Origin of the sequence: Streptomyces sp. NPDC057682, assembly GCF_042799575.1 — a bacterium.
Classification (GTDB): domain Bacteria; phylum Actinomycetota; class Actinomycetes; order Streptomycetales; family Streptomycetaceae; genus Streptomyces.
Window position 1 is genome coordinate 1 of the sequence record NZ_JBHVIN010000032.1, and the last position, 24,104, is coordinate 24,104.

General features: G+C 73.4%; 20 protein-coding genes. 14 read left to right on the plus strand and 6 right to left on the minus strand.

Going from position 1 to position 24,104, the window contains the following annotated elements; genetic code table 11:
- Positions 1-457: 457 nt before the first annotated feature.
- From ACFVDM_RS37390 to ACFVDM_RS37405, 4 genes are all read left to right on the plus strand, one after another.
- Entirely contained in the window at positions 458-832 is a 375-nt protein-coding gene (locus ACFVDM_RS37390) for a hypothetical protein (RefSeq protein ID WP_383651158.1), read from the plus strand.
- On the plus strand, positions 802-1,155 hold the full coding sequence (locus tag ACFVDM_RS37395; protein ID WP_383651187.1) for a hypothetical protein: 354 nt from the start codon (positions 802-804) through the stop codon (positions 1,153-1,155). Before ACFVDM_RS37390 ends, ACFVDM_RS37395 begins: the two co-directional genes overlap by 31 nt.
- 6 nt (positions 1,156-1,161) lie before the next feature.
- Complete coding sequence (locus ACFVDM_RS37400; RefSeq protein WP_383651159.1) at positions 1,162-1,962, plus strand: hypothetical protein; 801 nt, start codon at positions 1,162-1,164, stop codon at positions 1,960-1,962.
- A gap of 115 nt (positions 1,963-2,077) precedes the next feature.
- Positions 2,078-2,728 (plus strand): NAD(P)-dependent oxidoreductase, encoded by a 651-nt coding sequence (locus ACFVDM_RS37405; protein WP_383651160.1) that lies wholly within the window; start codon positions 2,078-2,080, stop codon positions 2,726-2,728.
- Positions 2,729-2,838: 110 nt separating this feature from the next.
- Here the strand turns inward: ACFVDM_RS37405 and ACFVDM_RS37410 are convergent, their stop codons facing one another.
- The 6 genes from ACFVDM_RS37410 to ACFVDM_RS37435 all read right to left on the minus strand — a co-directional run bounded on the left by ACFVDM_RS37410 (position 2,839) and on the right by ACFVDM_RS37435 (position 12,860).
- The gene (locus ACFVDM_RS37410; RefSeq protein WP_383651161.1) at positions 2,839-3,384 is read right to left on the minus strand and encodes a barstar family protein; all 546 of its coding nucleotides are present in this window, start codon (positions 3,382-3,384) and stop codon (positions 2,839-2,841) included.
- 722 nt (positions 3,385-4,106) lie between these two features.
- Positions 4,107-6,260, minus strand: coding sequence for an ATP-binding protein (locus tag ACFVDM_RS37415; protein WP_383651162.1), 2,154 nt, complete (start codon positions 6,258-6,260; stop codon positions 4,107-4,109).
- A complete protein-coding gene (locus ACFVDM_RS37420; RefSeq protein ID WP_383651163.1) occupies positions 6,257-6,964 on the minus strand; it encodes a DUF4255 domain-containing protein in 708 nt (235 codons plus the stop codon). Before ACFVDM_RS37420 ends, ACFVDM_RS37415 begins: the two co-directional genes overlap by 4 nt.
- A gap of 121 nt (positions 6,965-7,085) precedes the next feature.
- Entirely contained in the window at positions 7,086-10,217 is a 3,132-nt protein-coding gene (locus tag ACFVDM_RS37425; protein ID WP_383651188.1) for a hypothetical protein, read from the minus strand.
- Positions 10,218-10,406: 189 nt separating this feature from the next.
- On the minus strand, positions 10,407-11,942 hold the full coding sequence (locus ACFVDM_RS37430) for a hypothetical protein (protein ID WP_383651164.1): 1,536 nt from the start codon (positions 11,940-11,942) through the stop codon (positions 10,407-10,409).
- Between the two features lie 162 nt (positions 11,943-12,104).
- Positions 12,105-12,860, minus strand: coding sequence for a response regulator transcription factor (locus ACFVDM_RS37435; protein WP_383651165.1), 756 nt, complete (start codon positions 12,858-12,860; stop codon positions 12,105-12,107).
- Positions 12,861-13,148: 288 nt separating this feature from the next.
- Between ACFVDM_RS37435 and ACFVDM_RS37440 the strand changes: the two genes are divergently transcribed.
- From ACFVDM_RS37440 to ACFVDM_RS37485, 10 genes are all read left to right on the plus strand, one after another.
- Positions 13,149-14,480: a hydrolytic protein gene (locus ACFVDM_RS37440; RefSeq protein WP_383651189.1), complete on the plus strand. Its 1,332-nt coding sequence runs from the start codon at positions 13,149-13,151 to the stop codon at positions 14,478-14,480.
- A gap of 470 nt (positions 14,481-14,950) precedes the next feature.
- Positions 14,951-16,477: a phage tail sheath family protein gene (locus ACFVDM_RS37445; protein WP_383651166.1), complete on the plus strand. Its 1,527-nt coding sequence runs from the start codon at positions 14,951-14,953 to the stop codon at positions 16,475-16,477.
- A gap of 62 nt (positions 16,478-16,539) precedes the next feature.
- Complete coding sequence (locus ACFVDM_RS37450) at positions 16,540-16,980, plus strand: phage tail protein (RefSeq protein WP_018101393.1); 441 nt, start codon at positions 16,540-16,542, stop codon at positions 16,978-16,980.
- Positions 16,977-17,465, plus strand: coding sequence for a hypothetical protein (locus ACFVDM_RS37455; RefSeq protein WP_383651167.1), 489 nt, complete (start codon positions 16,977-16,979; stop codon positions 17,463-17,465). The genes ACFVDM_RS37450 and ACFVDM_RS37455 overlap by 4 nt, the downstream gene beginning before the upstream one ends.
- Complete coding sequence (locus ACFVDM_RS37460) at positions 17,462-17,620, plus strand: DUF6760 family protein (RefSeq protein ID WP_383651168.1); 159 nt, start codon at positions 17,462-17,464, stop codon at positions 17,618-17,620. Before ACFVDM_RS37455 ends, ACFVDM_RS37460 begins: the two co-directional genes overlap by 4 nt.
- A 4-nt stretch (positions 17,621-17,624) precedes the next feature.
- On the plus strand, positions 17,625-20,747 hold the full coding sequence (locus ACFVDM_RS37465) for a hypothetical protein (RefSeq protein WP_383651169.1): 3,123 nt from the start codon (positions 17,625-17,627) through the stop codon (positions 20,745-20,747).
- Positions 20,748-20,762: 15 nt separating this feature from the next.
- A complete protein-coding gene (locus ACFVDM_RS37470; protein ID WP_383651170.1) occupies positions 20,763-21,188 on the plus strand; it encodes a phage tail protein in 426 nt (141 codons plus the stop codon).
- A gap of 85 nt (positions 21,189-21,273) precedes the next feature.
- A complete protein-coding gene (locus tag ACFVDM_RS37475) occupies positions 21,274-21,963 on the plus strand; it encodes a LysM peptidoglycan-binding domain-containing protein (RefSeq protein ID WP_383651190.1) in 690 nt (229 codons plus the stop codon).
- Positions 21,960-23,729, plus strand: coding sequence for a VgrG-related protein (locus tag ACFVDM_RS37480; protein ID WP_383651171.1), 1,770 nt, complete (start codon positions 21,960-21,962; stop codon positions 23,727-23,729). Before ACFVDM_RS37475 ends, ACFVDM_RS37480 begins: the two co-directional genes overlap by 4 nt.
- A 37-nt stretch (positions 23,730-23,766) precedes the next feature.
- Positions 23,767-24,084: a PAAR domain-containing protein gene (locus ACFVDM_RS37485; protein ID WP_383651172.1), complete on the plus strand. Its 318-nt coding sequence runs from the start codon at positions 23,767-23,769 to the stop codon at positions 24,082-24,084.
- The last annotated feature ends 20 nt before the right edge of the window (positions 24,085-24,104 follow it).

A 24,104-nucleotide genomic window follows, 5' to 3' on the forward strand; every position in this document is an offset into this window, starting at 1 on the left:
GGGGTTATGTAGCGGCAAGCCGCTACATAAAGACAGAATTGCGCAAGCGCAATTCAAAATTGCCCCGCTTGCGGGGCAATGGAATTCCGCAAGCGGAATTCTAAAGGTGTGACAATTCGCGCAAGCGCGAATTGTAGGTGTCCGCGCTTGCGCGGACACCTAGGCTGACTGCTAGGGGCGGACGGGGTGCGGGTCTGGGGATTTCTGTCACTGCCTATAGGTTGATGTGATGGGGCGTCCTTGTCTGTTGTGGGCCGGCCCGAGGCAGTGACTGCCTCTGCTGCGCTCCACCCGAACCCCTCCCCCGTCGCCGGACTCTCGCGCTGTCACATCGGGTGATGCCCCGTCAATCTGCGTGTCTCATGTGTTGAAATTAAGAGCAAGTCGATTTCCGATCTCCAGGATGCAGCGTGCTCAAACATGATGCATCGTATATATTGAGCTGTGTAGAATCTGGGTGTTGATGCTACACCCAGATCCCTGCACACACCGCTTCGGTTTTTCCAACGCCCCCGCCTTTGCGACGGCCAAAGTACTGCGGGACACAACAGTGGAAGCGGACGGCATGCTGGTGCGCGGCCTCTTCGAGTTCCGGAGCATCGGCGTTCCGCTGGGCCATCACTGGAGTACGCAGCACAGCGGGGCGGACTTCGGCTGGGACTACCTCAGTCGTACGGCGATGGCCAAGGCCAATATCTTCGTCAACGCGCCACAGGAGACGGCGTACTTCTACCAGGACTGCGACGACAAGGGTGAACTGCTCAGCAGCACAGCTACACAAGCGCCTTTTCCGCCGGCGCCCTGCCTCAGGTCAGGGGCTTCTGGTCAGTGACCCTCTACGATGAGCACCACTTCTTTCACCCCAACGGAAGCGAAGAACAAGAGCCTGGTGGTGGCGTGGGGGCGGGGTGTGGCAAGGGTGTCGTGGGCAGGACACCTCCGACGGCGCGGTCCTCGACGGCGGCCGGATGCGCCACGACCCGCGTGACCGCCTCGCGTCTCGGCCACCCGCAGAGCGGGATGCTCCCTGTGGCGCAAGGTTGTCGCCCGTGCGGGGGCGGCCAAACGTTTCCGCAGTTCACGGTGCCGGGCGGCGGGTCATGCTCGCGGAGCCCGCCTTCGCAGGAACCCTCTCACCGTCCTTCCCGGAGGTAGCCTCCCGTGGTTCTCGTCATCGTCGTCGCCGCGCTGGCCCTGCTCGCCGGTCTCGCCGCCAACCGCTGGCTGCGTCCCCGGCTGCTCAGCGAGGACGACGGCACGGGCATGGCGGTGAAGGACCTGGTCGGTCCCCTGCTGACGCTGACCGTGCTGCTCCTCGCCTTCGTCCTCGTCACCGCCAACGGCTCGTACGGCAAGGCCGAGGTCGCCTCCCGGGGCGAGGCACGCGCCGTCGACCGGCTCGTCGAGGCCGCCGAGTACGCGCCTGCCGCTCAGCGGGCCGCCATCCAGGCCGACGCCGTCTGCTACGCCCGCGCCGTGCGGGAGCAGGAGTGGCCCGCCATGTCGGACGGCAACGGCTCGGCCGCCCCCAGCGTCTGGTCCACCGACCTCCGCAGGGTCTTCCGCCAGGTGGAGGGCAAGCCGGTCTTCGGCATGCTGGTGAGCGCCGACAACGACCGTTCGGAGGAGCGCGAGGAGCGGCTGACCCAGGCCACCGCGAGCATCCCCAGTGCGATCCTCTGGTTCCTGCTCGCCACCCTGGTCATCACCGTCATGGCGCTCGGGACGTGCATCCCCCGCAAGAACAACCGCGGGCAGATCATCACCCTTGTCGTCATCACCGCGCTCCTCACGACCACCCTGTGCATCATCCGCGACGTCGACCGCCCCTTCGGCGGCATCATCGATGTCCGGCCCACCGCCATGACCGAGGTCCAGCGCCAGGCGACACGTGACTTCCTCGCCCACCACACCGCCGCCGACATTCCCTGCGACGACAAGGGCAACCGCCGGCCCGTCTGACGTGTGTGCCGCGGCAGGCCGAGAATCCACCGGCCATGAAGCCCGTCGTCCTCGCACCCGCTGTGGCCCCTCTCCCGCGCCCTGTTCCGTCCTCCGTCCCACAAAAGGAGCCCTCATGGCGAAGATCGCTCTCTTCGGTGCCACCGGCACGATCGGCAGCCGTGTGCTGCGCGAGGCCCTGGACCGCGGCCACCGGGTCACCGCCGTCGTCCGCGACCCCGCGAAGATCACCGTCACCGATCCCCGGCTCACCGTCGTCCGGGGCGACGTCCTCGACCCCGGCTCGGTGACCGCGGCCGCCGAGGGCCAGGACGTCGTCATCAGCGCCGTCGGCGGCGGCGACGGCCCCGGCCACCTCGCCACCATCCGGCCCGCCGCCGAAGCCCTCACAGAAGGCCTGCGCGCCCTCGGCGACAACGCCCCCCGCCTGATCACCGTCGGCGGCGCCGGCTCGCTGCGCACCCCGGACGGTAAGCAGGTCTGGGACGCCGAAGGCCTGCCCGAGTTCCTCCTGCAGATCATGCACGCCCACGGCGACGCCCTGGACTACTACCGCACCGTCACCGACATCCGCTGGACCAACTGCAGCCCCGCCGCCACCATCGAACCCGGCGAACGCACCGGCACCTACCGCACCGGCCTCGACGACCTCGTCACCGACGACAGCGGCAACAGCCGCATCACCACCGAGGACTACGCCGTCGCCCTCATCGACGAAGTCGAAAACCCCCGGCACACCGGCGAACGCTTCAACGTCGCACACTGAACCCGCACCCGGCACAGTGGCTCGGTCGGGTGACGGGCCCGGCCGCGGCCCAGTCGTTCCTCCTCCGGTCGGGCGCCGTCCTCGAGGGGCAAGCGGACCCGTCGGTTCCCTCATCGGAGTACGACGGTGACGCCGCACTCGCGGAGGAGGTTCACGGTCGCCTCGAAGTAGGACGGGCCGCCGAGGTGGTACAGGACGTCTCCGGCGAGGGCGTGGCGGGCGATGCCGGCGTGGTGCCAAACGAGGGTGAACGGGGGGACGACGCAGGTCCCGCCGCTCAGGGCGTCCGCCAGCGAGTCCAGGCATGTCCCGTAATCGGCTCCGGGCCCGAGCAGGGCCTCGCCCAGGGCCAGGAACAGACCGCTCCTGTCGGTGACGTGCTGTCCGTCGAGGTGGTAGGTCCCGCCGGAGAGGCCCGCGGGACGGTACGGGCCGTCGCCGGTGAGGCGCAGCCACTCGGACCGGCCCTGGGTGTCGAGCGGTGCCCACTGGTTGGGCCGTGTGGGAACACCGTCGGACCAGGTCTCCCAGACGGGGCGGGCGGCCGGGGTGGGGCGGTCGTCGCCGGGGTCGGTGAGGGTGACGTCGATCAGGGTTCCTCCGAGGACGGAGGGGCGTGCCTCGACGGTGTGCGGGTCGAGGCGGTACCCGGTCATGGTCCGGCCGTGGCGGTCGAGGGGCGAGAGAGTGATCGGGTCGTCCGTCCGCGGAACGGGGCGGCACAGGAGGGCCAGGAGCGGTGCGGCGGGTTCGCAGCCGATCAGGTGCACGGGCGGGGCGGCGCGGGCGCGGGGTGAACAGGCCGTCGACGGAACGGCAACAGTCCACCAGGCTGTCCGCCCGGACCGAGGGGAACCACAGGTCGAACCTCGGGTGCGAGGGCAACCGCTTGCCACCCCCGTGGTCGTCCTCCCGCACACCGGTGCCTATGACGAGGTCCACGCGCCGGGGGTCGCCCGGGGTGGGCCGCTGGGCCAGGACAGTTGTGTCCTCCAGGTCCCAGTAGCGGGCCGGCCCGTCGTCGGAGGGGTCCGCCGGCTCGATCGAGAGCAGTCCGTTTCCCAGCAGCCTGATGGGTCCGGTGCTGTCCGTCACGGCCTGGGCCAGCGGGCTCTCGCGCGGGCAGCCGCGCAGTGTCAGGACTTCTCGCGGCAGCGCGGGCGCGTTCGTGAACAGGCCCTCGGCCTGTGCGCACCGCCCCCACAGCTCGCCGTCCTCCTCACCGTCGGTGTCCTCCCGCACCAGGAGGTACCGGACCGGGAAGTCCCGCTCCCACCCCGCGTGTTCCTCGGACCGCATGCTTCTCCCCCGCTGCCGTGCCCCGTCCTGGCGCGCCCACCCTACGGCTCGCCGCCTCCGGGGCCGCCGGCGTGCGTCTTCAGGCGCTCCGCGCCGTTCGTTGTGCGCCGGAGGGTGGGGTTGTGCGGGAGGCTCCCTGGTCGCGCCGTCTCGTACGTTCCAGCCAGGGGCCGAACTCGCTCTCCAGGACCAGTCGTCCGAGCTTTCGGTACTCCGCGAGGACGGCTGCGACCACATGCTCGGTGTCCAGTGGGCGGCCCGTCTCCGCCGCCTGGTACGCGGCCGTGACCGCGCAGGCCCGGATCGAGCCGCCCGTCAGCTCGAACCGGTCCGCGCATGTGCGCAGGTCCAGGTCCGGGGTGCGGGGGACCTCCGTGCCCAGGCAGCGCTCCCACAGGGCCAGTCGCTGTGGCGCGTCGGGGACGGGGAAGTCGGCGACGACGTCGAGGCGGCGGGTGAACGCCTCGTCCAGGTTGGCCCGGAGGTTGGTCGTGAGTACGGCGATGCCGTCGAAGGACTCGACGCGCTGGAGCAGGTAGGCGGACTCGACGTTCGCGTGCCGGTCCTGGGCGTCCTTGACCTGTGAGCGCTTCCCGAAGACGGCGTCCGCCTCGTCGAAGAGGAGGACCGCGTTGACCTCGGACGCCTCCGCGAAGATCCGTTCCAGGTTCTTCTCGGTCTCGCCTACGTACTTGTCGACCACGGACGACAGGTCCACCACGTACAGCTCCATGCCCAGGTCCGCCGCGACGACCTCCGCCGACATGGTCTTGCCGGTCCCGGACTCCCCGGCGAACAGGGCGACGATGCCCCGCCCCCGGCCGCCGCCGGGCCGCATCCGCCACCGCCCGAGCACCTGGTCGCGGTGGCGGGCGCGCAGGGCGAGGTCGGACAGTTGGCGGCGGGTCGCCGGGGGCAGCACGAGGTCGTCCCAGCCGACGGCGGGCTCGATGCGTCGGGCGAGGCGGGCGAGCCCCGCGCCGTTCTGCGCCCGGACGGCGGTCCGCAGGTCGGCGGCCTCCACCGGGCGGCCCTCCTGGGCGGCCAGCCGGGCGGCCACGTCGGCGGCCCGGCGGATCTGCCCGGAGTCCAGCCGGTACGCCCTGGTGGCGTCTGCCAGGCGGGCGTCCGAATCCTCCGTACCGGCGGCCAGCCCTGTGGCGGCACCGGCCCCGGTGAGCGCGGTGCGCCACCGCCGTACCGCGTCGGCCGGGTCCGGCGGCGGGACCGGGACCGTCACCGGGCTGTCGCCCGACCACAACGGGTCCCAGTGCTTCCGCCCGTACAGGAGCAACGGCGACCCGCCGCCGACCGCCGCGCACAGCGCCCCGACGAGGGCGGCGCCCTTGGGCTGCTCGGGGGCCAGCGTCTCCAGCGGGCCGAGGACGAGGCCGCCGCCGCTCAGCCGCGCCTCGGTCGCCAGGATCCGCACGGCCCGCTCCGGTTCGGGGGCCGCCGCCAGCGCCGCCGCGTCCACGACGAGCGGGCGCAGCCCGGATGCGGCGAGCGCGCCGACGGCGACGCGGGCCGGGTCGCCGCCCCGGTCCAGCAGATGGGTGAACCCGCTCCCGGTGCCGGTGGCCGCCGCGACGCGCCGGGTGACCGGGCAGCCGTCCGGCTCCGTGTCGGGGCGGGCCACGCGGACCAGCCCGTGCAGCCGGGCGTCCGGCTCGTCGTCGCCGAGCAGGTGCGCGGTGATCCGGTCCGGGACGCGCAGCAGCCGGGTCAGCAGCGGCCGTTCGGGCTCCAGCACCTCCACCAGGCCGCCCGCGGCGAGCGGTGCGGACGGTGCGAACCGGAAGCGGCCGGGGCCCGCTCCGGGCAGCCCGGACAGTTCGAGGGCGAGGCCGATCGTGGCGCGGCGCCGGGTCAGGTCGTCGTTGAGATAGCCGTACAGCCGCTCGAACCGTGCGTCGATGTCCGGCGCCATCGCGACGAGCAGGAGATCGATGTCCGGCGCGGTCAGTGCGAACCGCTCGGCCAGCTGCGCGATCCGTCCCCGTTCGGGCGGTGCGCCGGGGCCGAGGTCCGGTACGGGCAGGAACGCGTCGCGCGCCTCCAGGACGCGTTCGGCGGCGGCGGGCGTGAGGTACTGCCCGCGCAGGGGATCGTCCGGTGCCGGATCGTTCTCGTGTCGCAGGGCGACGGCGTGCCGGACGCGCCGCTCGACGTGGCCGAGCCGTTCCCAGAGCTCGGTGACGGCGGTGTCGGGGAGTTGCTGCGTGGCGGTCACCGGGCGGCCCCGCGCCTGCGCCGTCCCGGGGGCAGTCGGCGTGCGCGTTCGGCGGCGAAGCCGTCGCCTGCCGGGTCCGTCGCCCCGTTCCCGTAGCGCAGACGGCGGCCCGGGTCCGCCGCCTCGCCGTCGACGGCGGGAGACGTGCGCACGAGCAGACCCTCTGTGACCGGTGGCCCGGCGGGCTCCACCTCGCCGGACAGCGGGGCCCAGACGCGTACGTCGATCGCGGCCTTCAGCTCGCCGCCGAGCGCGGACCAGACGTCGACCGTGGACGGGCGGTCGCCCGAGCCCGCCGAAGCGGCCTCCATCTCGACCGTGAGGCCCAGTTCGGCGAGGCTGCCCGTGAGCATGCGGTCGGGCAGCACGCGCGTGCTGATCAGGCAGCGCAGCACCTCGGAGAGCAGGCGGTGTTCGTCCTGGGGGCGGTTGGTCCAGGCCGTCACCAGGTAGGTCAGTTCGAACCAGCGCGGGGGCGTGCGGCGGCCGGTGACCAGGCCCTCGGCGTCGTACTCCTCGGACGTACCGCTGCGGCGGCGCGTCGCGTCCTCGCGGATGCCGTAGAGGAAGACGCTCACCGTGGGCGCGTTGCGGCGGGCGGACCAGTCCTTCGTCGGGGCGTCGAAGACCAGGTCGACACCGCTGTCCTCAAGGCCCGCGTCCACCAGCAGCAGCCTCAGTCCCTCGTCCACTTCGTGGATCACCGCTGCCCCCTCCCGCCCGGCCGGGCCCGATCATGAACGACCGACACACCCGCCCCGCCCGACCGGACCGGTTCGTGCATCGCCGGCGCATCTGCCCCGCCCGGCCGGGCCGGTTCGTGGGTCATCGGCGTCCCATCTCGTCCGGCGGGGCCAGGTTGCCCGTGACCACGAGGAAGTCCGTCTTCACCGGGGAGAAGCCGGGGCCGGAGGCGGTGATGGTGCGCGGTCCGGTCCGGTCCTTGACCAGGATCAGGAGCTGGGCGATGAACGTGCCGTCGCGGCCGGGCAGGGTCGGTGCGGCGGCTGCCGTGATCCCGGGGTTCCAGGCCAGTTGCACGGGCGCCCCGGGCGGGAAGTCCTTGCCGCGCACCGAGGTGACGAACCCGGGCTTGCCGATCTCCGGCACGGAGACGATCCGGGGCTGGAGGATGCGCAGCGGGGTGCGGGAGACGTTGTCGTTCCGGTCCGCGTCGGTGCCGGTGGTCGTCAGCGTGCCGGTGATGCGGGTGGTGGCGGCGTGGTCCGGAGCGAGGACGACCCGAAGGACCGTGGAGGCGCCCGGCGCCAGGTCGGGCAGGACGCAGACCCCGTCGGCGCAGCCCGCCGGGAGCGTGGCCACGGGGATACGGGCGGGCAGTCCGAGCCGCAGGCGCAGGCCGGTGGCCAGGGCGTTCTCGCCGTTGCGGACGGTGTACGTCACCACGACCCGGCCGCCGACGTAGCCGGGGGCCGGCTGGGCGCGGACGACGACGCCGGGGCCCGCCTCGGGTGCGGGCGGCAGGGCCGGTGGCTGCGCGGGCGGTTGCGCGGCCGGGGGCGGCAGCTTGGGCGGTACGGGCGGGTGGGTCCCGGTCGGCGGGCCGGGCAGCTCGGGCGGGACGCTGATCCGCAGGGACGTGCGGGTGGCGTTGTCCGTGGGGTTCGGGTCCACGACCGCCCCGTTGACCGACCAGCCGATCTCCCAGGGGCCGTTGACGACGCCCGTCAGCCGCACGGTGACGGGCACCGCGTCACCGGGCGCCAGCAGGCCCACGGTGCAGGCCGGCGTACTGGTCGCGCACGGGCGTGTGGGGGTGCTCATGCCGTCCAGGCGGACGCCCGGCGGGAGGTCGGCGATCAGGGTCGTGCCGGGGGAAGGGGCCGGGCCGTTGTTGGTGACGGTGACCGTGACGGCGACCGTGGAGCCGGTCTCGACGGTGGGCGCGGTGGGCGGCGCGGTGACGGCCAGGTCCACCTTCTGCTGGAAGGCGGGCTCCTTCTGACGGCCCGGCAGTTCCGCGGTGAGCGGGGTCAGGGTGCCGGTGGCGAGGACCAGTTCGGACAGTTGCTCGGGGGAGTTGGGGGCGCGGCCCCTGCGGTGGCTGAGGACCAGCCGGGAGGCGTCCGGGGACCAGGCCACGTCACGCGGCTGGTACGGGCCGGTCGCCTCGACGTCCGGGATCTCCGCGCCGCACTCGGTGGAGTCGTTGCCGCGGCCGGTCGGCAGCACGACCCGGCAGTCCTTCCCGTCCGGGGAGGTGACGATCACGCTGGCGCGCTGGTTGATCCGGTCCGCGCGGTCCTTGCGGTTGAAGGCGAGGGACTTTCCGTCGGGCGAGAAGGCGGGGCTGTCGTCGATGACCTTGCACTCGCCGGGGCAGCCTCCGATGCGGCTGATGTCCTGCTGCTGCTTCAGCGCCTTCACCGGGGCGGTCCAGACGTGCTTGATGCCTCCCAGGCCCCGGATGACCTCGGCCCGGGTGAACGCGAGCAGGGTGCCGTCCGAGGACCAGGCGGGCTGCGCGTCGGCGCCGGTGACCTCGCCGGCGGGCGGCTCGACCTCGCCGGTGATACGCCCGGAGGCCACGTCCGCGACGAGGACCCGGCTCGTCCAGGCGCCGTCCGCGCCGGGCGTGGACCGGGTGAAGGCGAGCCGGGTGCCGTCCGGGGAGAACGAGGGGTCGGTGTCGCGGTCCCGGGGGCCGCGCCCGTCCAGCTCCATCACCGCGGGGTGCGTCCCGTCGGTGTCGGCGAGCCAGATCCGCTGGACCCGCTGCCCGTCGATCGTCTCGAACCGGGTCAGGGCGATGCGGCGCCCGTCGGGCGTGTACGTCTGGCGCTCGGTCCACGGGTCGTAGCCGTCGGCCGGGTGGAACAGCGGGTCGACGGCCGGGTCGTCGCTGGTGTTGGTGAGGGCCCTCGGATCCTCGCGCAGGACGTCGAGGCGCAGATCGCGGGGGTCGGAACCGTCCTGCCGCATGTCCTGGAGCGTGACCAGGACGGGATCCTTCGTGGTCCTGCGGGTCACGACCGCGGTCCAGGAGTCCCGGGAGCCGAGCACCGCCGGGGTCTCCACCTCGCGGTCCTCGGTGAGCACCATGTGCGGGGCCGGGTCGCCGAGGGAAACGATCCGGTAGACGTGGTCGTAGACGGAGCACCCGCAGTCCGTGTTCGGGCTGAGGAAGAGCAGGCCCTCGCCGTCGGGCAGCCAGGCCGGTGCCCGGGTGCCCCAGTCGTCGCCGAGTCCGGTCAGCACGGGGCGGGCGGTCCCGGGCCCGTCGGTGACCCGCAGCCGGTGGCCGGTGTCCGTGTCGGAGGCCGGTTCGACGTGGACGGTGTAGGCGACGCGGGATGCGTGGGCGGAGTCGCCGACCGGGTTCCACTCGGGCTCGTCCGCGTCGCCCTCCGCACTGTTGCTCAGGCAGGTGACCGGGCCGCCGTCCAGGTCGCGTGCGTAGACCTGGGTGCCGGGTTCCGGGCCGCCGTCGCTCGCGTACGCGATACGGGTGCCGTCCGGGGAGAGCGTCGGGGAGGTCTCGTCGGCGGGGGTGTCGGTCAGTTGCTTCGGCGTCTCGGGGTCGTCGACGTCCACCGACCACAGGTCCCGGTGGCCGCCGTTGCCCGGCGAGTCGAAGACCACGGTCCGCCCGTCGTCGGAGAGTTCGGGGTGCGCGGCGTCCATGCCGGTGGTCAGCCGCCGTACGGTGCCGTCCGCGCCGCGCAGGTAGACCTGCGGGCGTGCCTCGTCCCGGAGGCTGGTGAAGACGAGCGCCCCGCCGCGCCCGTAGGCGTCCTGGTCGTAGTGGGCCGGGACGCCGGCCCCGAACAGGTCCGCGGTGGCGGTCTCCGACGTGACCCGGCCGAGGCTGCGGTGGCCCGTACCGGCGAAGGCGATCCGTCCGGTGTCGTTCGTCGCCCTCGGCGCGGCGGCGGCCTGCTGGGCGCCGTGCGGGGCGGACACGGACCCCGCCACCAGCAACGGCGTCAGCAGCACCACCGCACCGCACAGCCGGCGCAACCGGGCACCCCTCGCCGGGCCACCAGGACCGCCCACGGTCCACCTCACAGTCTGGGTCTGGATCGATGGTTCTCCACATCGAGCATCGCGGGCAGACGGGCGTGGGAACAGGGCCCGGAGTACCCCGGGGGCGGGCAGGCGCGGGTGCCCTTTGCGGGCGGCCGGTCATTTCGTGGAGTGGCGAGCCGCGAAGCGGTTTCGCTGGCTGACCCGGACTTCGTCCCGGACCTCTTCGAGCATGCGGCCGATGAACGTGAGGTCCGCCATGAGCTGGTCGTAGCCGGACTGGGCCTGGATGTCCCGGAATTCGACGCGCCGCGCTCCGGTGTCGGCGGAGGCCATGTGTTCCAGATTGACGGCCTGGTAGTGCAGCCGGTCCTCCGGGTTGGCGTCCACCTTCTCCCGGACGTTGTCCCCCGCCCGCGCGTGCAGGGGGAGATCGACCACCAGCCGCTGGAGCCTGCCGATCGCCCCCGGCAGGTCCACATCACCGTTCTCCGCGTCGTTCAGGACGGCATCGAGAAGGCGGGTGACCCGGTCGAGATGGCTCGGGTCCTGCGTCGGCAGATCACCGGTCCACGGTGCCTGCGACACGTCCTTCTCCCGCGGCTCCTTGCCGAAGTGCTCGACCCAGGACGCCCAGCCGGTCTCCCACTGCCGCATCGACTCGACGAAGAGCTCGACGCTGCCGCCGAACGTCGTCTCACTGTCCAGGGAGAGGTGACCGCCGCCGCCGGACGCGCTCTGCTCCACGCGCAGACCGCTCTGTCGGGCCAGATCGAAGATGTGCCTGCGGATGATGAACTCCACGTGCGACTGCTCCAGGTCCGCGACGGACGTCGGGGCGGTCAGCGTCTCCAGACACGAGTTGTCCATGCTGATCTTCCACCACCACTTCCCGCCCGACTGACTGACGTACGTGAACTTCGTGGCGAACTGCCCCTTGACCCTCTCGCCGTCGCCGTCGTCCCGGCTGACGGTGAACCCGGCGGGTGCCGGGGCAGCCATCACCCGGTCGGCCCACTCGGTGATCTTCCGCTCGGCATACGTGATCGCCGCCTTGGCCCCGTTGTCCTTCGCGCCCTTCCTCTTGCGGTTCTCGACGTCCACGGCCAGGGCCGTCCTGCCCTCCGCCGTTCCGTCGAGCGTGCTGTCCGTGAACGTGAACTCGGTACCGGCCTTGCTCGTAGGCAGCGGAAGGCCCGAGTTCACCGTCTCGCCCACGACGGCCGAGGTCAGCTGCTCCTGCTCCATGATGTTCAGCTGCCGCAGGACGGCGGTCAGTGACGTGTCCACCTCTTCTCCCGCCACCGCCGGGTTCTTCGACGCCTTCCACGCAACCATCCACGCGTCCTGGATGCCCATGTCCGCGGGCACCTTGCCCACAGCCCTCTTCGTCAGCGCCGCGTAGGCCAGCAGGATGTCCTTCGCCCTGGTCTGTACGTGCGTCAGGGCCTCGCGCCGCCAGGTGGCCGCGTCGTCACCCGCGACCGGCTCCATGAACCGCTGGACCGGCACGTCCCCGGCGCGCTCCGTCCCGGCGTACGGGTGGCCCGCCTGCCGCAGCAGGTGCAGGGCGGCCGTGTTGCCCAGGGTCCGCTGGACGTCGAGGAGTGCGGTCCGCCCGGCGGGGGCGGGGCCGCGTGAAGGGGCGGACCGGGTCTCGACGGTCCGGTCGGTGCGCTGGTCACGCTGGGACAACGGTCTGCCCTTTCCACGAGCGGTCACCGCCACGACACCGGTCCGGGGCGCACCCGGGCAAGGGGTGCCGGGGCAGACCCCGGGACGCGGGCCCCGGCCGGGCGGCCGCCGCAGGGCACCGAGGGGGCAACGACCGCTGCCCTCCCGGTGCCGGACAGGGCGTCAGATGAGCCCGTGCCGCATCGCGTACCCGACCGCATGGGCCCGGTTGCGCAGGTTGAGCCGGGTGGCGACCTCGTGCAGCACGTTCTTGACGGTGCGTTCGGAGTACGAGGTCTTCTGCGCGATCTCCGCCGTGCCGTACCCCTCGGAGACCAGCCGGATCATCTCCGCCTCACGCGTCGTGAGGGTGGACAGCGAGAGGCCCCTCGGGTCCAGGACCGAGCGGTGCAGGCTGCTGACGTGGTCGATGAGCCTGCCGAGGAGGTCGCCGGGAAGGACCCCCTCGCCCTTCGCGACGGCTGTGACGAGGTGGACCAGCCGGTCCTGGTCGGCCTCCCCGCGCCGCAGCACGGCGGCCACCCCGTACTCGATCAGGGTCTGGAGGGCGCCCGCCTCGAAGTACCCGACGACGAGCCCGGTCCGGGTCGCGGTGTTGCGCTGGAGGCGGTGCAGGAGCTGGACGGCCGGCTCGTTCACCATGTCCACCACCACCAGGGAGACCTGGGCCCGGTCCGCCTCCTCGTCCGGGACCAGCTCGATCTCCGGGCGCCGGCGCAGCTGGTGCACCACGCCGGTCCTGAGGATCAGGTCCTCGGCGTACACCGCCACCGAGACCCGGCCGGACGCCGGGGCGGGTATGCCGGGCGCGGGCTGCTCGGGCGGGACGAGGGTGCGTGGGCCTGACGCCCCTCTCGTCCCCGCCGCCCCCGCCGTCGGCGGCGCCCCCGTCGTCATGTCTGTCGTGATCGTGGTCATGTGCTCGTCCTTCTGGGCCGCTTCCGCAGGTTTCCGTCATTGCCCCGTGCCGTACGCGTACATCGCGCGTCCGCAGGGCGACCTGGCCCGGGGAGGCGGCGCCGGCACCCGGCCGTGCCCGGGGAGTCTCGTCCGGCCCACGGCGTACGACGGGACGTCACGGTCACGGCCCGGACGCGGGTGTGCTCCCGGGGCACCCGCGGTGCCCGCGTGTTGCCCTCGTGCCCCTGCTGCCGGAGGTGCGGCGCGGCCTAGCGTCGCAGGGTGACCACATCTGCCGAACTCGCAATGCCCACGGTGACGGTGACGCCCGGCACCGAAGCGACGACCACCCTGACCGTGCGCAACGACGGCGACATCGTCGAGGCGTACACCCTGGACGTGGTCGGCGACTGTGCGGCGTGGACCACGGTGGAACCGGCGCGGGTCTCCCTCTACCCCGGCACCTCCGAAGTCGTCACGGTCCGGTTCGCACCCCCCCGGTCCCACGAGGTTCCGGCCGGTGAGAAGCCCCTGGGGATACGGGTACTGCCCGCCGAGCACCCCGAGTCGGTGGCCGTTCCCGAGATGACGGTGGTGGTCGAGCCCTTCCGGGAGCTGCGGGCACGGCTGGAACCGGGGCGTCGCCGGGGCTGGTTGGGGGCCCGCTTCCGTACCGCCGTACAGAACCGTGGGAACGCTCCCACGGAAGCGCTGCTCACCGCCCGGCAGCCCGGTGAGGAACTGCGCCTGGCGTTCACGCCGGAGCGCCGGACGCTGGAGCCGGGTGAGTCGGCGGAGGTGGCGCTGCGGGTCCGGGCCCGGAAGCTGATCTGGTTCGGCGCACCGGCCACCTGGCCGTTCGAGGTCGAGGCCGTGGCCGGGGAGCCGGCGGCGAACGGTGCCCCGACCGAGGAGGCCAAGGACATCCGGGACGCCCGGGACGCCCGGCCGGAGGCTCTTCCGGGCGAGTTCGCGCAACTCCCGCTGCTGCCGAAGTGGTTGCTGATCCTGCTCGCGGCGGTACTCGCGCTGCTGCTCGCCTGGTTCGCACTGGTGCGCCCCGCCGTCCGCAGCACCGCCAAGGAGGCGGGCGCCAAGGCCGCCCAGGAGGAGAACCGGCAGCCCTCGCAGGGCGGCGCGGCGTCCGGCGGCACGGGCGGCGGCCAGGGGCAGCCCGAGGGACAGGGAGGCACGGCCGGTGCCGATGGTTCCGGCGGCTCCACGGGCGGCTCCGGCTCGACCGGTGGCGGTGGTGGCGGTGGTGGTGGTGGCGGGCAGAGCTCGGAGACGATCGACGTCCAGACCGGCGCCGGGGGCGAGGAGACTCGCACCTATGTGGTCCCGCAAGGCAAGACTTTCGGTGTCACGGACATCGTCGTGGCCAATTTCCAGGGCGACGAAGGGCTGCTGACGATCTCTTTCGGCCAGCGGAAGATCACCACCATTGCCCTGGAGACGTTCAGGAACCAGGACTATCACTGGGTCACCCCCATTCAGATACCGGAGAAGGCAGCGGTCACCGTTTCCGTGACCTGTTCCAAGCCTGGGACTCCGGCCACCGGCAAGCAGGCTTCCGGGTGTCACCAAGTACTCAATGTCAGTGGCGTGCTGAGCGATGTTTCGCGAGAGGAACGATAGCGCCGGACTCCTGGGACTCTGTTCCGGTTGTGTGAACAGACGGGTTTCCCACCTGCGAGGATGCGCCATCGCGCGTTCATCCGGGTGTGTCCCTTCACACACCCGGACACACCCGGAACGGCTGGACGCACGCATGCGCGCAGTGCGGGCGGAAGGCTGATTCAGGCGCTTCCCGGGTGATTCCCCGTCATTTCCGTGCGCGGAAAATGGACTGGACCACGGAGTCGCGCGCTCGGCGGAGCGGATCCGGTCTCATCCGGTTCCCGGGAACGACCGGGAAAATCCAGCCGATCCCGCCGACCGACTCGATAATTTCTGGCTGAAACTAATCCCATGCGCCCGGTGTCCGGACGCACCGGCCCGGAAAGGCAGCCCCGCTGCCCCCCGCCCGGGACTTTGAGGCCTACTGCCCGTGCGCGCCCCCTGGCAAGACTGGGCGGGCGAACGTCTGACCAGCCGAAGGAGCGAGCATGCCGTCGTACCTCACCCCAGGTGTATACGTGGAGGAGGTGCAGTCCGGAGCACGGCCCATCGAGGGCGTCGGCACCGCGGTCGCCGCCTTCGTCGGCTTCGCGGAGACCGGCCCCTTCCACCGGCCGACGCTGGTGACCAGCTGGGACCAGTACGTTTCGACGTTCGGCACCTTCACGCCGGACACGTATCTGACGCTCGCCGTCCACGGGTTCTTCAGCAACGGCGGCGGCGCCGCGTACATCGTCCGGATCGGCGGCCCCGCCGAGGACGCCCCGCAGGGCGGCGCGACCGCGGCGGCCCCCTCCGTGGCCGTCGGCGGCTTCCTGGTCGCGGCCCGGCCGGGCGCCGGCGACGGGATCTCCATCGAGGTCGCCGACGCCGAGGGCGAGAACCCGCCGGAGGACCGCTTCCGCCTGCTGGTCCGTCAGGGCGGCAAAGTGGTGGAGACCTTCGACACCTCCGTACGCAAGAACGTCAAGGGCTATCTCGTCACCCAGGCCCGTCAGTCCAAGCTCATCGAGGTCACCGAGCAGCCCGGCGCGGCGCAGTCCCGCCCCGAGAAGCAGAGCCTCACCCTCGCGCCCGCCGCCCCGGACGCGAGCACCACCGGCCGGAGCGGCCCGACCGAGTACGTGGGCGACGCGTCGGCCCGTACGGGCATCGCGGCCCTTGAGGCGATCGACGAGATCACCATGGTCGCCGTCCCCGACCTGATGAGCGCCCACCAGCGCGGCGACATCGACGACGAGGGGGTCAGGGCCGTCCAGCTCGCCCTCATCGCGCACTGCGAGCAGATGGGCGACCGGGTCGCCGTCCTGGACACCCCGCCCGGGATGAACGCCCAGCGCGTCCGTACCTGGCGCAACGACGAGGCCGGTTACGACTCGCGCTACGCGACCGTGTACTACCCCTGGCTGAAGGTCCTCGACCCGGCCACCGGCCGCCAGACCCTGATGCCGCCCAGCGGCCACGTCGCCGGGGTCTGGGCCCGCAGCGACGGCGAGCGCGGGGTGCACAAGGCCCCCGCCAACGAGGTCGTCCGGGGCGCGCTCGACCTGGAACTGCGCCTGAGCCGGGGCGAGCAGGACCTCCTCAACCCGATCGGCGTCAACTGCGTGCGCGCGTTCCCCGGCCGGGGCATCCGGATCTGGGGCGCCCGCACCCTCTCCTCCGACCCGGCCTGGCGCTACCTCAACGTCCGCCGGCTCTTCAACTACCTGGAGGAGTCGATCCTCCTGGGCACCCAGTGGGTCGTCTTCGAGCCGAACGACGACCGCCTCTGGTCGAGCATCCGGCGCAACGTCACCGCGTTCCTCTCCGAGGAATGGCGCCGGGGCGCGCTCTTCGGCCGTACGGCGGAGGAGGCGTTCTACGTCAAGTGCGACCGGGACAACAACCCGCCGGAGTCCATCGACCTGGGCCAGGTCGTCTGTGAGATCGGCGTCGCGCCGGTGAAGCCGGCGGAGTTCGTCGTCTTCCGGCTCTCGCAGTTCTCGGACAGCACCAGCCTCGTGGACGAGTGACGGCCGTCCCCCTACGCGGTGACCCAGCAGGCGACAACGAACGGAACAGGTGACACAGAGTCATGGCAGAGGGCGACGCTCTTTCCACCCACGTCTTCGGCGTGCAGCTCGGCGGCTATCTCGTGGAGTCGATCCAGGAGATCAGCGGTCTGACCGTCGAGGAGGAGGTGGTGGAGGTCCGGCAGGTGACCTCCACCGGCAAGCAGATCATCCGCAAGCAGCCCGGCGCGCGCCAGGCCGGCGAGGTGACGATCACGCGCGGGCTCGACAAGAGCAGCGAGTTCACCAAGTGGATCAAGGAGACGCTGAACAACGGCGCCGTCGACACCGCGCGGCAGAACCTCACCATCGAGATCAAGGACTCCAAGGGCGACACCGTCCGCCGCATCCAGCTGATGCAGGGCTGGGCCAGCCGCTGGGAGGGTCCCTCGCTGAAGGCCGGCGAGTCCAGCGCGGCGACCGAGACGGTCACCATCACCTTCGAGGAGATCGTCGTCGAATGAGGCGCAGGACCGTTTCCGGCGGCGGCCTCGACGAGGTCCTGGACAGTCTCGCCGCCGCCTCGCCCGCCCCGGCCGAGGCTCCGGCCGCCGCCCCGGCGCCGCCCCCGGCCGCCCGCAGACCGGACGAGTTCGACTTCGAGCTGCCGCGCGGTTACGTGGACGACGAGGGCCGGACGCACCGGACCGGGACCATGCGGCTCGCGACCGCCCGCGACGAACTCCGCCCGCAGATCGACCTCCGGGTCAAGGAGAACCCCGCGTACCTGAGCGTGGTGCTCCTCAGCCAGGTCATCACCCGGCTCGGCACGGTCACCGACGTGCACGTGGGGGTGGTCGAGCGGATGTACGCGACCGACGTGGCGTTCCTCCAGGACTTCTACCGCCGCATCAACAGCGAGGGGCACACGCACGCGGCGGTCACCTGCCCGCTGTGCCAGGGCTCGTTCGAGGTGGACCTGTCGGGTGAGCGCCTGGGGGAATCGTGACGTACGCGCCTTCCCGGCTGCGGGAGGAGATCGCGTACATCGCCTACCACTTCCACTGGCAGCGCGAGGAGATCCTCGACCTCACGCACGGTGAGCGGCAGGAATGGGTGAGGGAGATAGCGCGGATCAACACCCGCGTGAACGAGAACGGGTGAGGGCGTGGAGTTGAAGGGCTGGTTCCGGAGGCGTCCGGCGGCGGGCGTCCCCGACGCGGGCCGGGCTTCGGAGCCCGGTGCCGGGGACGCCCCGGCACCGGGGCCCGCCTCCTCGCTTCCCGGCGCGGACTGGGACGGCGGATGGCGCCGCGTCGCGCCCCCGGAGGTGACCGTCGCCCGGTCCTCGATCGGCGTCAGTGACGGTCTGCGCTTCCGGTCCGGCCTGGCGTCCTGGCAGAACGTGGCCTACAGCGACGGCGACCTCGGCCACGCCGTGCTCCCGTCCGCCCCGGTGGGCCGCGTCCACGGCGTGACCCGGGCCCCGGGCACACCGCGCGTGGCGCCCCCGGGGGCGCCGTTGGTCCTGCGGGCGGTCGCGCCCCCGGCACCGGACGGGGAGCCACCCGCTGCGCCGGTGAGCGGCGGTACGGGTACGGCTCCGGGCCCGGCGTCCACCGGCCGTCCACGTACGAGTACGGCCCAAGGCCCGGCGTCCACCGGCCGCCCCGGCACGGAGCCCCGGACCGGGCCCAGGCGCGTCGTCCGTGCCGTGCCCGGGTCGGCGACCGGCGCCCCCGTCCCGGCCCCGCGTCCGCAGGAGAACCCCGCCCCGGTCCGCGCCCGGCGTCCCTCGCCCCCGCTGGTCGTCGCCCGGCGTCCGACGGCGGCCACCCCGCGCGACGTCTCCGCCGTCCCGTCGTCCGGGGTGCCCGCGTCCGTCCCGGTGGCGGAGACGCCTCCGGTACGTGCGGGTCTGGGCGAGCCGCTCGGCGCGCTGCCGCCCGGCGCGGTCCCGTCCGCGCCGGAGCCGCCGGTGGTGCAGCGGCGGGTGGGCGCGTCCGCCGAGCCCGCCGTACGCCCTGGGTCGGGCGGTCCGCCCTCCGGCGCGGGGGCGGAACTGCCGGTCGTCCAGCGGCAGGCGGACGTGCCCGCGACGGCCGTGCCTGCGGTACGTCCCCGGCTGGGCGAGGTACCGGGCGAACTGCCCTCCGGGACGGGCCTGTCTGTGCCGGGCCCGGGGACGGAAGCTGCCCCGTCCGCTGTCTCCGTCCCGTCCGCTCCGTCCGCCCTGTCCGCCCCTTCCGCACCCGAGTTGCCGGTGGTGCAGCGGCAGGTCGACGCGTCCGCGTCCGCTGGGCCTGCGGTACGTCGTGGGCCGGGCGACGAGGCGGATGCCGGAGTCCTTTCCGCGCCGGAGGCGCCCCCTGGGACGCAGCGGCGGACCACCGCGCCTCCGGTACGCCCTGCCCTGGGCGAGCCTCTGGGTGAACGGCCCTCCGTGGGCCGGCCGTCGAGCCCGTCCGCCGCTGCCGGGCCGGCGCCCTCCGGGCCCGAACTGCCCGTGGTGCAGCGCCAGGTGGACTCGTCGACCGGAACGGTGGCCGGGCCGCCCACCGTACGCCCGGCTCCGGCCGGGCGGCCGTCGGCGGCGACACCGGGCGGGGCGGAGCTGCCCGTTGTCCAGCGCCACGCGGACGCGCCCGCGTCGCCCGGTCCGGCGGCGGGTTCCTCCGTACGCCCGACCCTGGGCGGGCAGCAGCCCGCAACGGTTCCCGCCGGGGAGGCGGGCGCCCTGGCCGGGCCCGCCCTGCCGGTGGTTCAGCGCGAGGCGGACGCGTCTGCCACCGCCGTGCCTCCGGGACGCCGCACGCCGGGTGTCCCGGCCGGGCCCGCCGCGCCCGTGGTCCACCGCCCGGCGGACGCGCCCGCCGGGTCCTCCGTACGCACCACTCCGGGCGGGCAGCCGTCGATGGCGACACCGGAGGGGCCTGAACTGCCGGTCGTCCAGCGCCGGACGGACACGTCCGTCCCCGCCGTGCCCCCGGCCGGGGCCGCCCTGCCGGTGGTCGTACGCCACGCGGACACTCCCGCCCCCGCCGTACCTCCGGTCCGCCCCACACCGGGCACCGGTCCCGCACCCGCACCGGCCAGCGCGTCCGCCGAGCACGGTCCCCGGACGCCCGCCGTGCGCCCCGCGCTGGGCAAGCCCCTTCGTGAACTGCCCGCGGGGGCGGCCCCGTTCGTCCCGCGCACGCGCGACGGGGCCGCCGACCCGGTGGCCCCCGCGCTGCCCGTGGTCCAGCGGCAGATGTCCGACACCGCCGCCACACGCCCGGCACCGGAGCCCGGCGCCACGATCCGTCCCGTACCGGGCCCCGCGCACCCGGCCCCGGGCACCCCGCCCACCGGGCCCGGCTCCCGGGCCCGCACCCGGGGCGGACTCGGCGCGCCCCTGTCCGCCCTCCCGCCGACCGCGGGTGCCGCAGGTGTCGCGGGCACTGCCCCGCGCGGGACGCAGGGCGGGCCCGCCATCCCGCGCGCCGGGGAGCCCGGTCCGCCCGCGATGCCGCTGAGGGCCGCGCCCCCCGCGCCCACCGTGCAGCGTGCCGCCGTTCGGGTCCGCCCGGTCCCTGGCAGGGGCGCCTTCCGAAGCGTCCCGGTCCAGCGCGCCCGTGCGCTCCTCGTGGCGCGGACGCTGGCTGTGCGTACCGGCGCCGCCGAAGGGTTCACGGCATCTGCGTCCGCCGGGACGGACCGGCCCGTCGTACCGGCCGTCTGGCGGCGCGACACCCCGCGCCCGCAGGAGCCCGGGGAGGCGCGGCCGGTCGTCCAGCGCGTCGCCGCCGCCCCGGTCGCGCCGCCGCGCCCGCACGCCCCGCTCCCGGCCCGGTCCGCCGCGCCGTGGGAACCGGCCGTCCCGGGCGGCCTCGCGCCGGAACCCGCCCCCCGGGCCCCGGTCGTCCGCCCGCATCCGCCCGGGACCTCCCGCCCCGGCGGTTCCGCCGCGCCCGTGCAGCGCCTCGCGATGCCGGTCGTGGCGGAGCCCGAGCCGGAGGGGGGCGCCCCCTCCGGCGTACGGCCGACGGCCCCACGGCCCGCCCATCCGGCGCCCGCGCAGGCCGTCCAGCGCGCCGTCGCGCACGCCGGTCCGAGCGGCGTCCCGGTCACCGTCGTCCAGCGGCAGCCCGCCCCGCGTCCGGCACCCGAGCGGCCCGCCGAGCCCGCCCCGGACGTGGACGTCGAAGACCTCGCCCGGCGCCTCATCGATCCCGTCGCCCGGCTGCTCAGGGCCGACCTGCGGCGGGGCCGCGAACGTTCCGGACGTCCGTACGACGGCCGCCGCTGACAAGGAAGACCACGGATGACGGACAACATCTTCGCGACGAGCGTGTTCTTCAAGCTCACCATCGGCGGGAGCGATCTCGGCGCGTTCCACACCTGCTCGGGGCTGGGCGCCGAGGTGGAGATCGAGAGTTACGCGGAGGGCGGCAACAACGGGTTCACCTGGCAGTTGCCGGGGCGGATCACCTGGACCAACATCACGCTGACCCGCCCGGTCACCGCCGACACCCTCAAGATCGCCCGCTGGCTGAACGAGACGACGCAGCGCGTCGAGCGCAAGGACGGCGAGATCGTCGCCCTGCGCCCCGACCTCAGCCGGATCGTCAGCTGGCAGGTCCAGGGCATCGTGCCGGTCCGCTGGCAGGGCCCGTCCTTCGACCCGGCCAGCTCGCAGGCCGCGGTCGAGACGCTGGAGATCGCGCACGAGGGGCTGGTGCCCTCCTGATGAGCCGTCGAGAAACGATCCCGGAAGGAGGGACCCCGTGCCAGCCGCTGCCCGTACGAGCCGTGCCCGCGCCCAGCTGACCATCATGGAGCCGCCGTCGGACGTCGGGGCCAAGCCCGGCGGGACGCTCGCCCGGCTCACGCTCCAGTTCAACCCGGCGACGCTCTCGCTGCGGAAGTCCACGGAGTGGCGCCGCACCCCGTCCCGCACGGCGGGCGAGTCCGCGCTGCCCGAATTCGTGGGCAGCGGGCCGCGTTCGCTGTCGCTGGACGTGTTCCTGGACGCCACCGCCACGCACGACAACTCCGTGGAGCGGGCGGTCGAGCAGCTGATGACGGCGTGCGTGCCGACGCCTAGCAGTCTGGGCCGGAAGAAGCCGTCGAGCCCGTGGGTGCGGTTCGACTGGGGGACGTCCAGGACGACGTCGTTCGACGGGGTGCTCTCCAGCCTCTCCGTCTCGTACACGCTGTTCGACGTGGACGGGAAGCCACTGCGCGCCACCTGTTCGCTGTCGATCGAGGAGGCGAGCGTCGACCCGGCCGGGCAGAACCCGACGTCCGGGTCGCGGGAGGCACGGCGTACGCACACGGTCGTCGCGGGGGACAGTCTGCCGCTGCTGGCCTGGCGGGAGTACGGCGATGCCACGGCCTGGCGCACCATCGCGGAGGCGAACGGCATCGACGACCCCATGCACCTGCCCCCGGGCAGCGAACTCCTGGTGCCCGCGCTGGAGGACCCCGCGGCCGGGGACGGCGCGCCGGAGGCCGTCCGATGACCGGCCCCGCCCGCTCCTTCGCCGCGGACCCCATCGTGGAGGCGCCCGCCGAGCTGCCCCAGGCGTGGGCCGCCCAGTTGGTGAGCTGTGCGGTGGACGAGAACATCGGGCTGCCCGACAGTGCCGTGCTGACGTACCGCGATCCGTACCACACGCTGCTCACCGCCACCGGGATCACCATCGGCACCGAGGTGAGGATCTCCGTGGTCACCGTCCAGGAGCGGGCGCGCGAGCGGCTGTTCACGGGGGAGGTGACCGCGCTGGAGCTGGACAGCGACACCACCGGATCGTTCACCGTCGTCCGCGCGTTCTCCAAGGCGCACCGGCTGCGGCGCGGCCGCAAGGTGGTCGCGTACCGGAACATGAAGGCCGCCGACATCGTCCGCAAGGTCGCCGCCGGGGCCGGGCTGCCGTGCGGGAAGGTCGAGGCGGCCCCGGTGACGTACAAGCAGCTGACCCAGCCGAACATCTCGGACTGGGACTTCCTCCAGTACCTCGCGGGGGAATGCGGTGCGCACGTACGGGTGGACGAGAAGGGCGTGCTCCAGTTCGTGAGGCCGAAGCCGGCCTCCTCGGCGCCCGCGCCGTCCACCTCCGCGTCCAAGCACCCGATGGTGCTGGAGTACGGCCGCAATCTGCTGGCACTGCGGGCCGTGCTGACCGGGTCGGACGGGGCGGACAGTGTGGAGGTGCGCGGCTGGGACGTGGAGAACAAGGTCCGGCTGGTCGCCCGCGAGCAGGCGATCCGTTCCGACACCGTGACCCCGGGCGCCAGCCCGTCCGCGGCCGCAGCCCTGTTCGGGAAGAACGCCCGGATGACCGTCGCGGACACCCCGTACCGCACCCAGGCCGAGGCCCGCGCGGTCGCCGGTGCCGTGGCCGGGCGGGTCGCCTCGGGCTTCGGCGAGATCGAGGCGGTCGCGGAGGGCAATCCGAAGCTGCGGGCCGGCGAACCGGTCGCGCTCGGGAACGTCGGCCCCGCGTTCGCCGGGCGCTACACCGCGACCGCCGCCCACCACACCCTGGACCCGCACGGCGGCTACCGTACGACCGTCCTGGTCAGCACCGACCCGGACCGCTCGCTGACCGGGCTCACCGCCGGGCCGGGCGCGCCCCCGCCCGGCCCCCGGATGCCCGGCCTCGCGATCGGCGTCGTCACCGACATCCGCGAGGGCCGGGGCAGGGAACGCGGTTCGGTGCGGCTGAAGTTCCCCTGGCTGGACGACACCTACGTCACGGACTGGGTGCGTACGGTGCAGTGGGGCGGGCAGGGCGGTGGCGGGGTGTTCAGCCCCGAGGTCAACGACGAGGTGCTGGTCGGCTTCGAGCAGGGCCTGATCGACAGCCCGTATGTGCTCGGCGGGCTCTACAACGGCGTCGACAAGCCGTCCCCGCACGATGTCCCGCTCGTGGACCCGACGAGCGGCAAGGTCAACCGCCGCTCCCTGGTGTCCCGTTCGGGCAACCGGATCGAGCTGCTGGACACCCCGCGCGGCCCGTCCGGCGTCCGGCTGGCCACGGGGGACGAGCAGTTGGAGGTCGTGCTGGACGAGCGGCGCGGCGAGATCGCGCTGAAGGTGTACGCGCGCGGTACCTCCCGGGTCCTCAGCTCCCTGTCGCTCGGCCGCACCGGGATCACGCTCGACGCGGGCGCCGGAGACGTCCATGTGAAGGGCCGGTCGGTGACCGTCGACGGCAAGACAGGCGTCACCGTCGACGGCGGTCTGCTCGCCGTCCTGAAGGCCGCCCTCATCCGCATCAACTGACGCCCCGCCCCCCGCCCCATCGAGGAGATCACCAGCCATGCCCCAGGCAGCCCGTACGGGCGACCCCACCGTCCACGGGGGCGTCATCGGCACCCCGCCCCCCGGCGCGCTCGCCGTCGCCACCGTGCTGATCGGCGGCAGGCCCGCCGCCGTCACCGGAAGCCTGCACGTGTGCGCCGTCCCCCCGCACGCCCTGCTGGGCCCGGGAAACGTCGTCATGCCGAACCCGGCGGCGGCCGTCGGCGGCGCGGTCCTGATCGGCGGGCTGCCCGCCGCCCGCATGGGCGACACCACCACCTGCGGCGCGAAGATCATCGCGGGGGCGCCCAACGTCCTGATCGGGGGCGCGATATGAGCGAGCACGGTTTCGTCGGG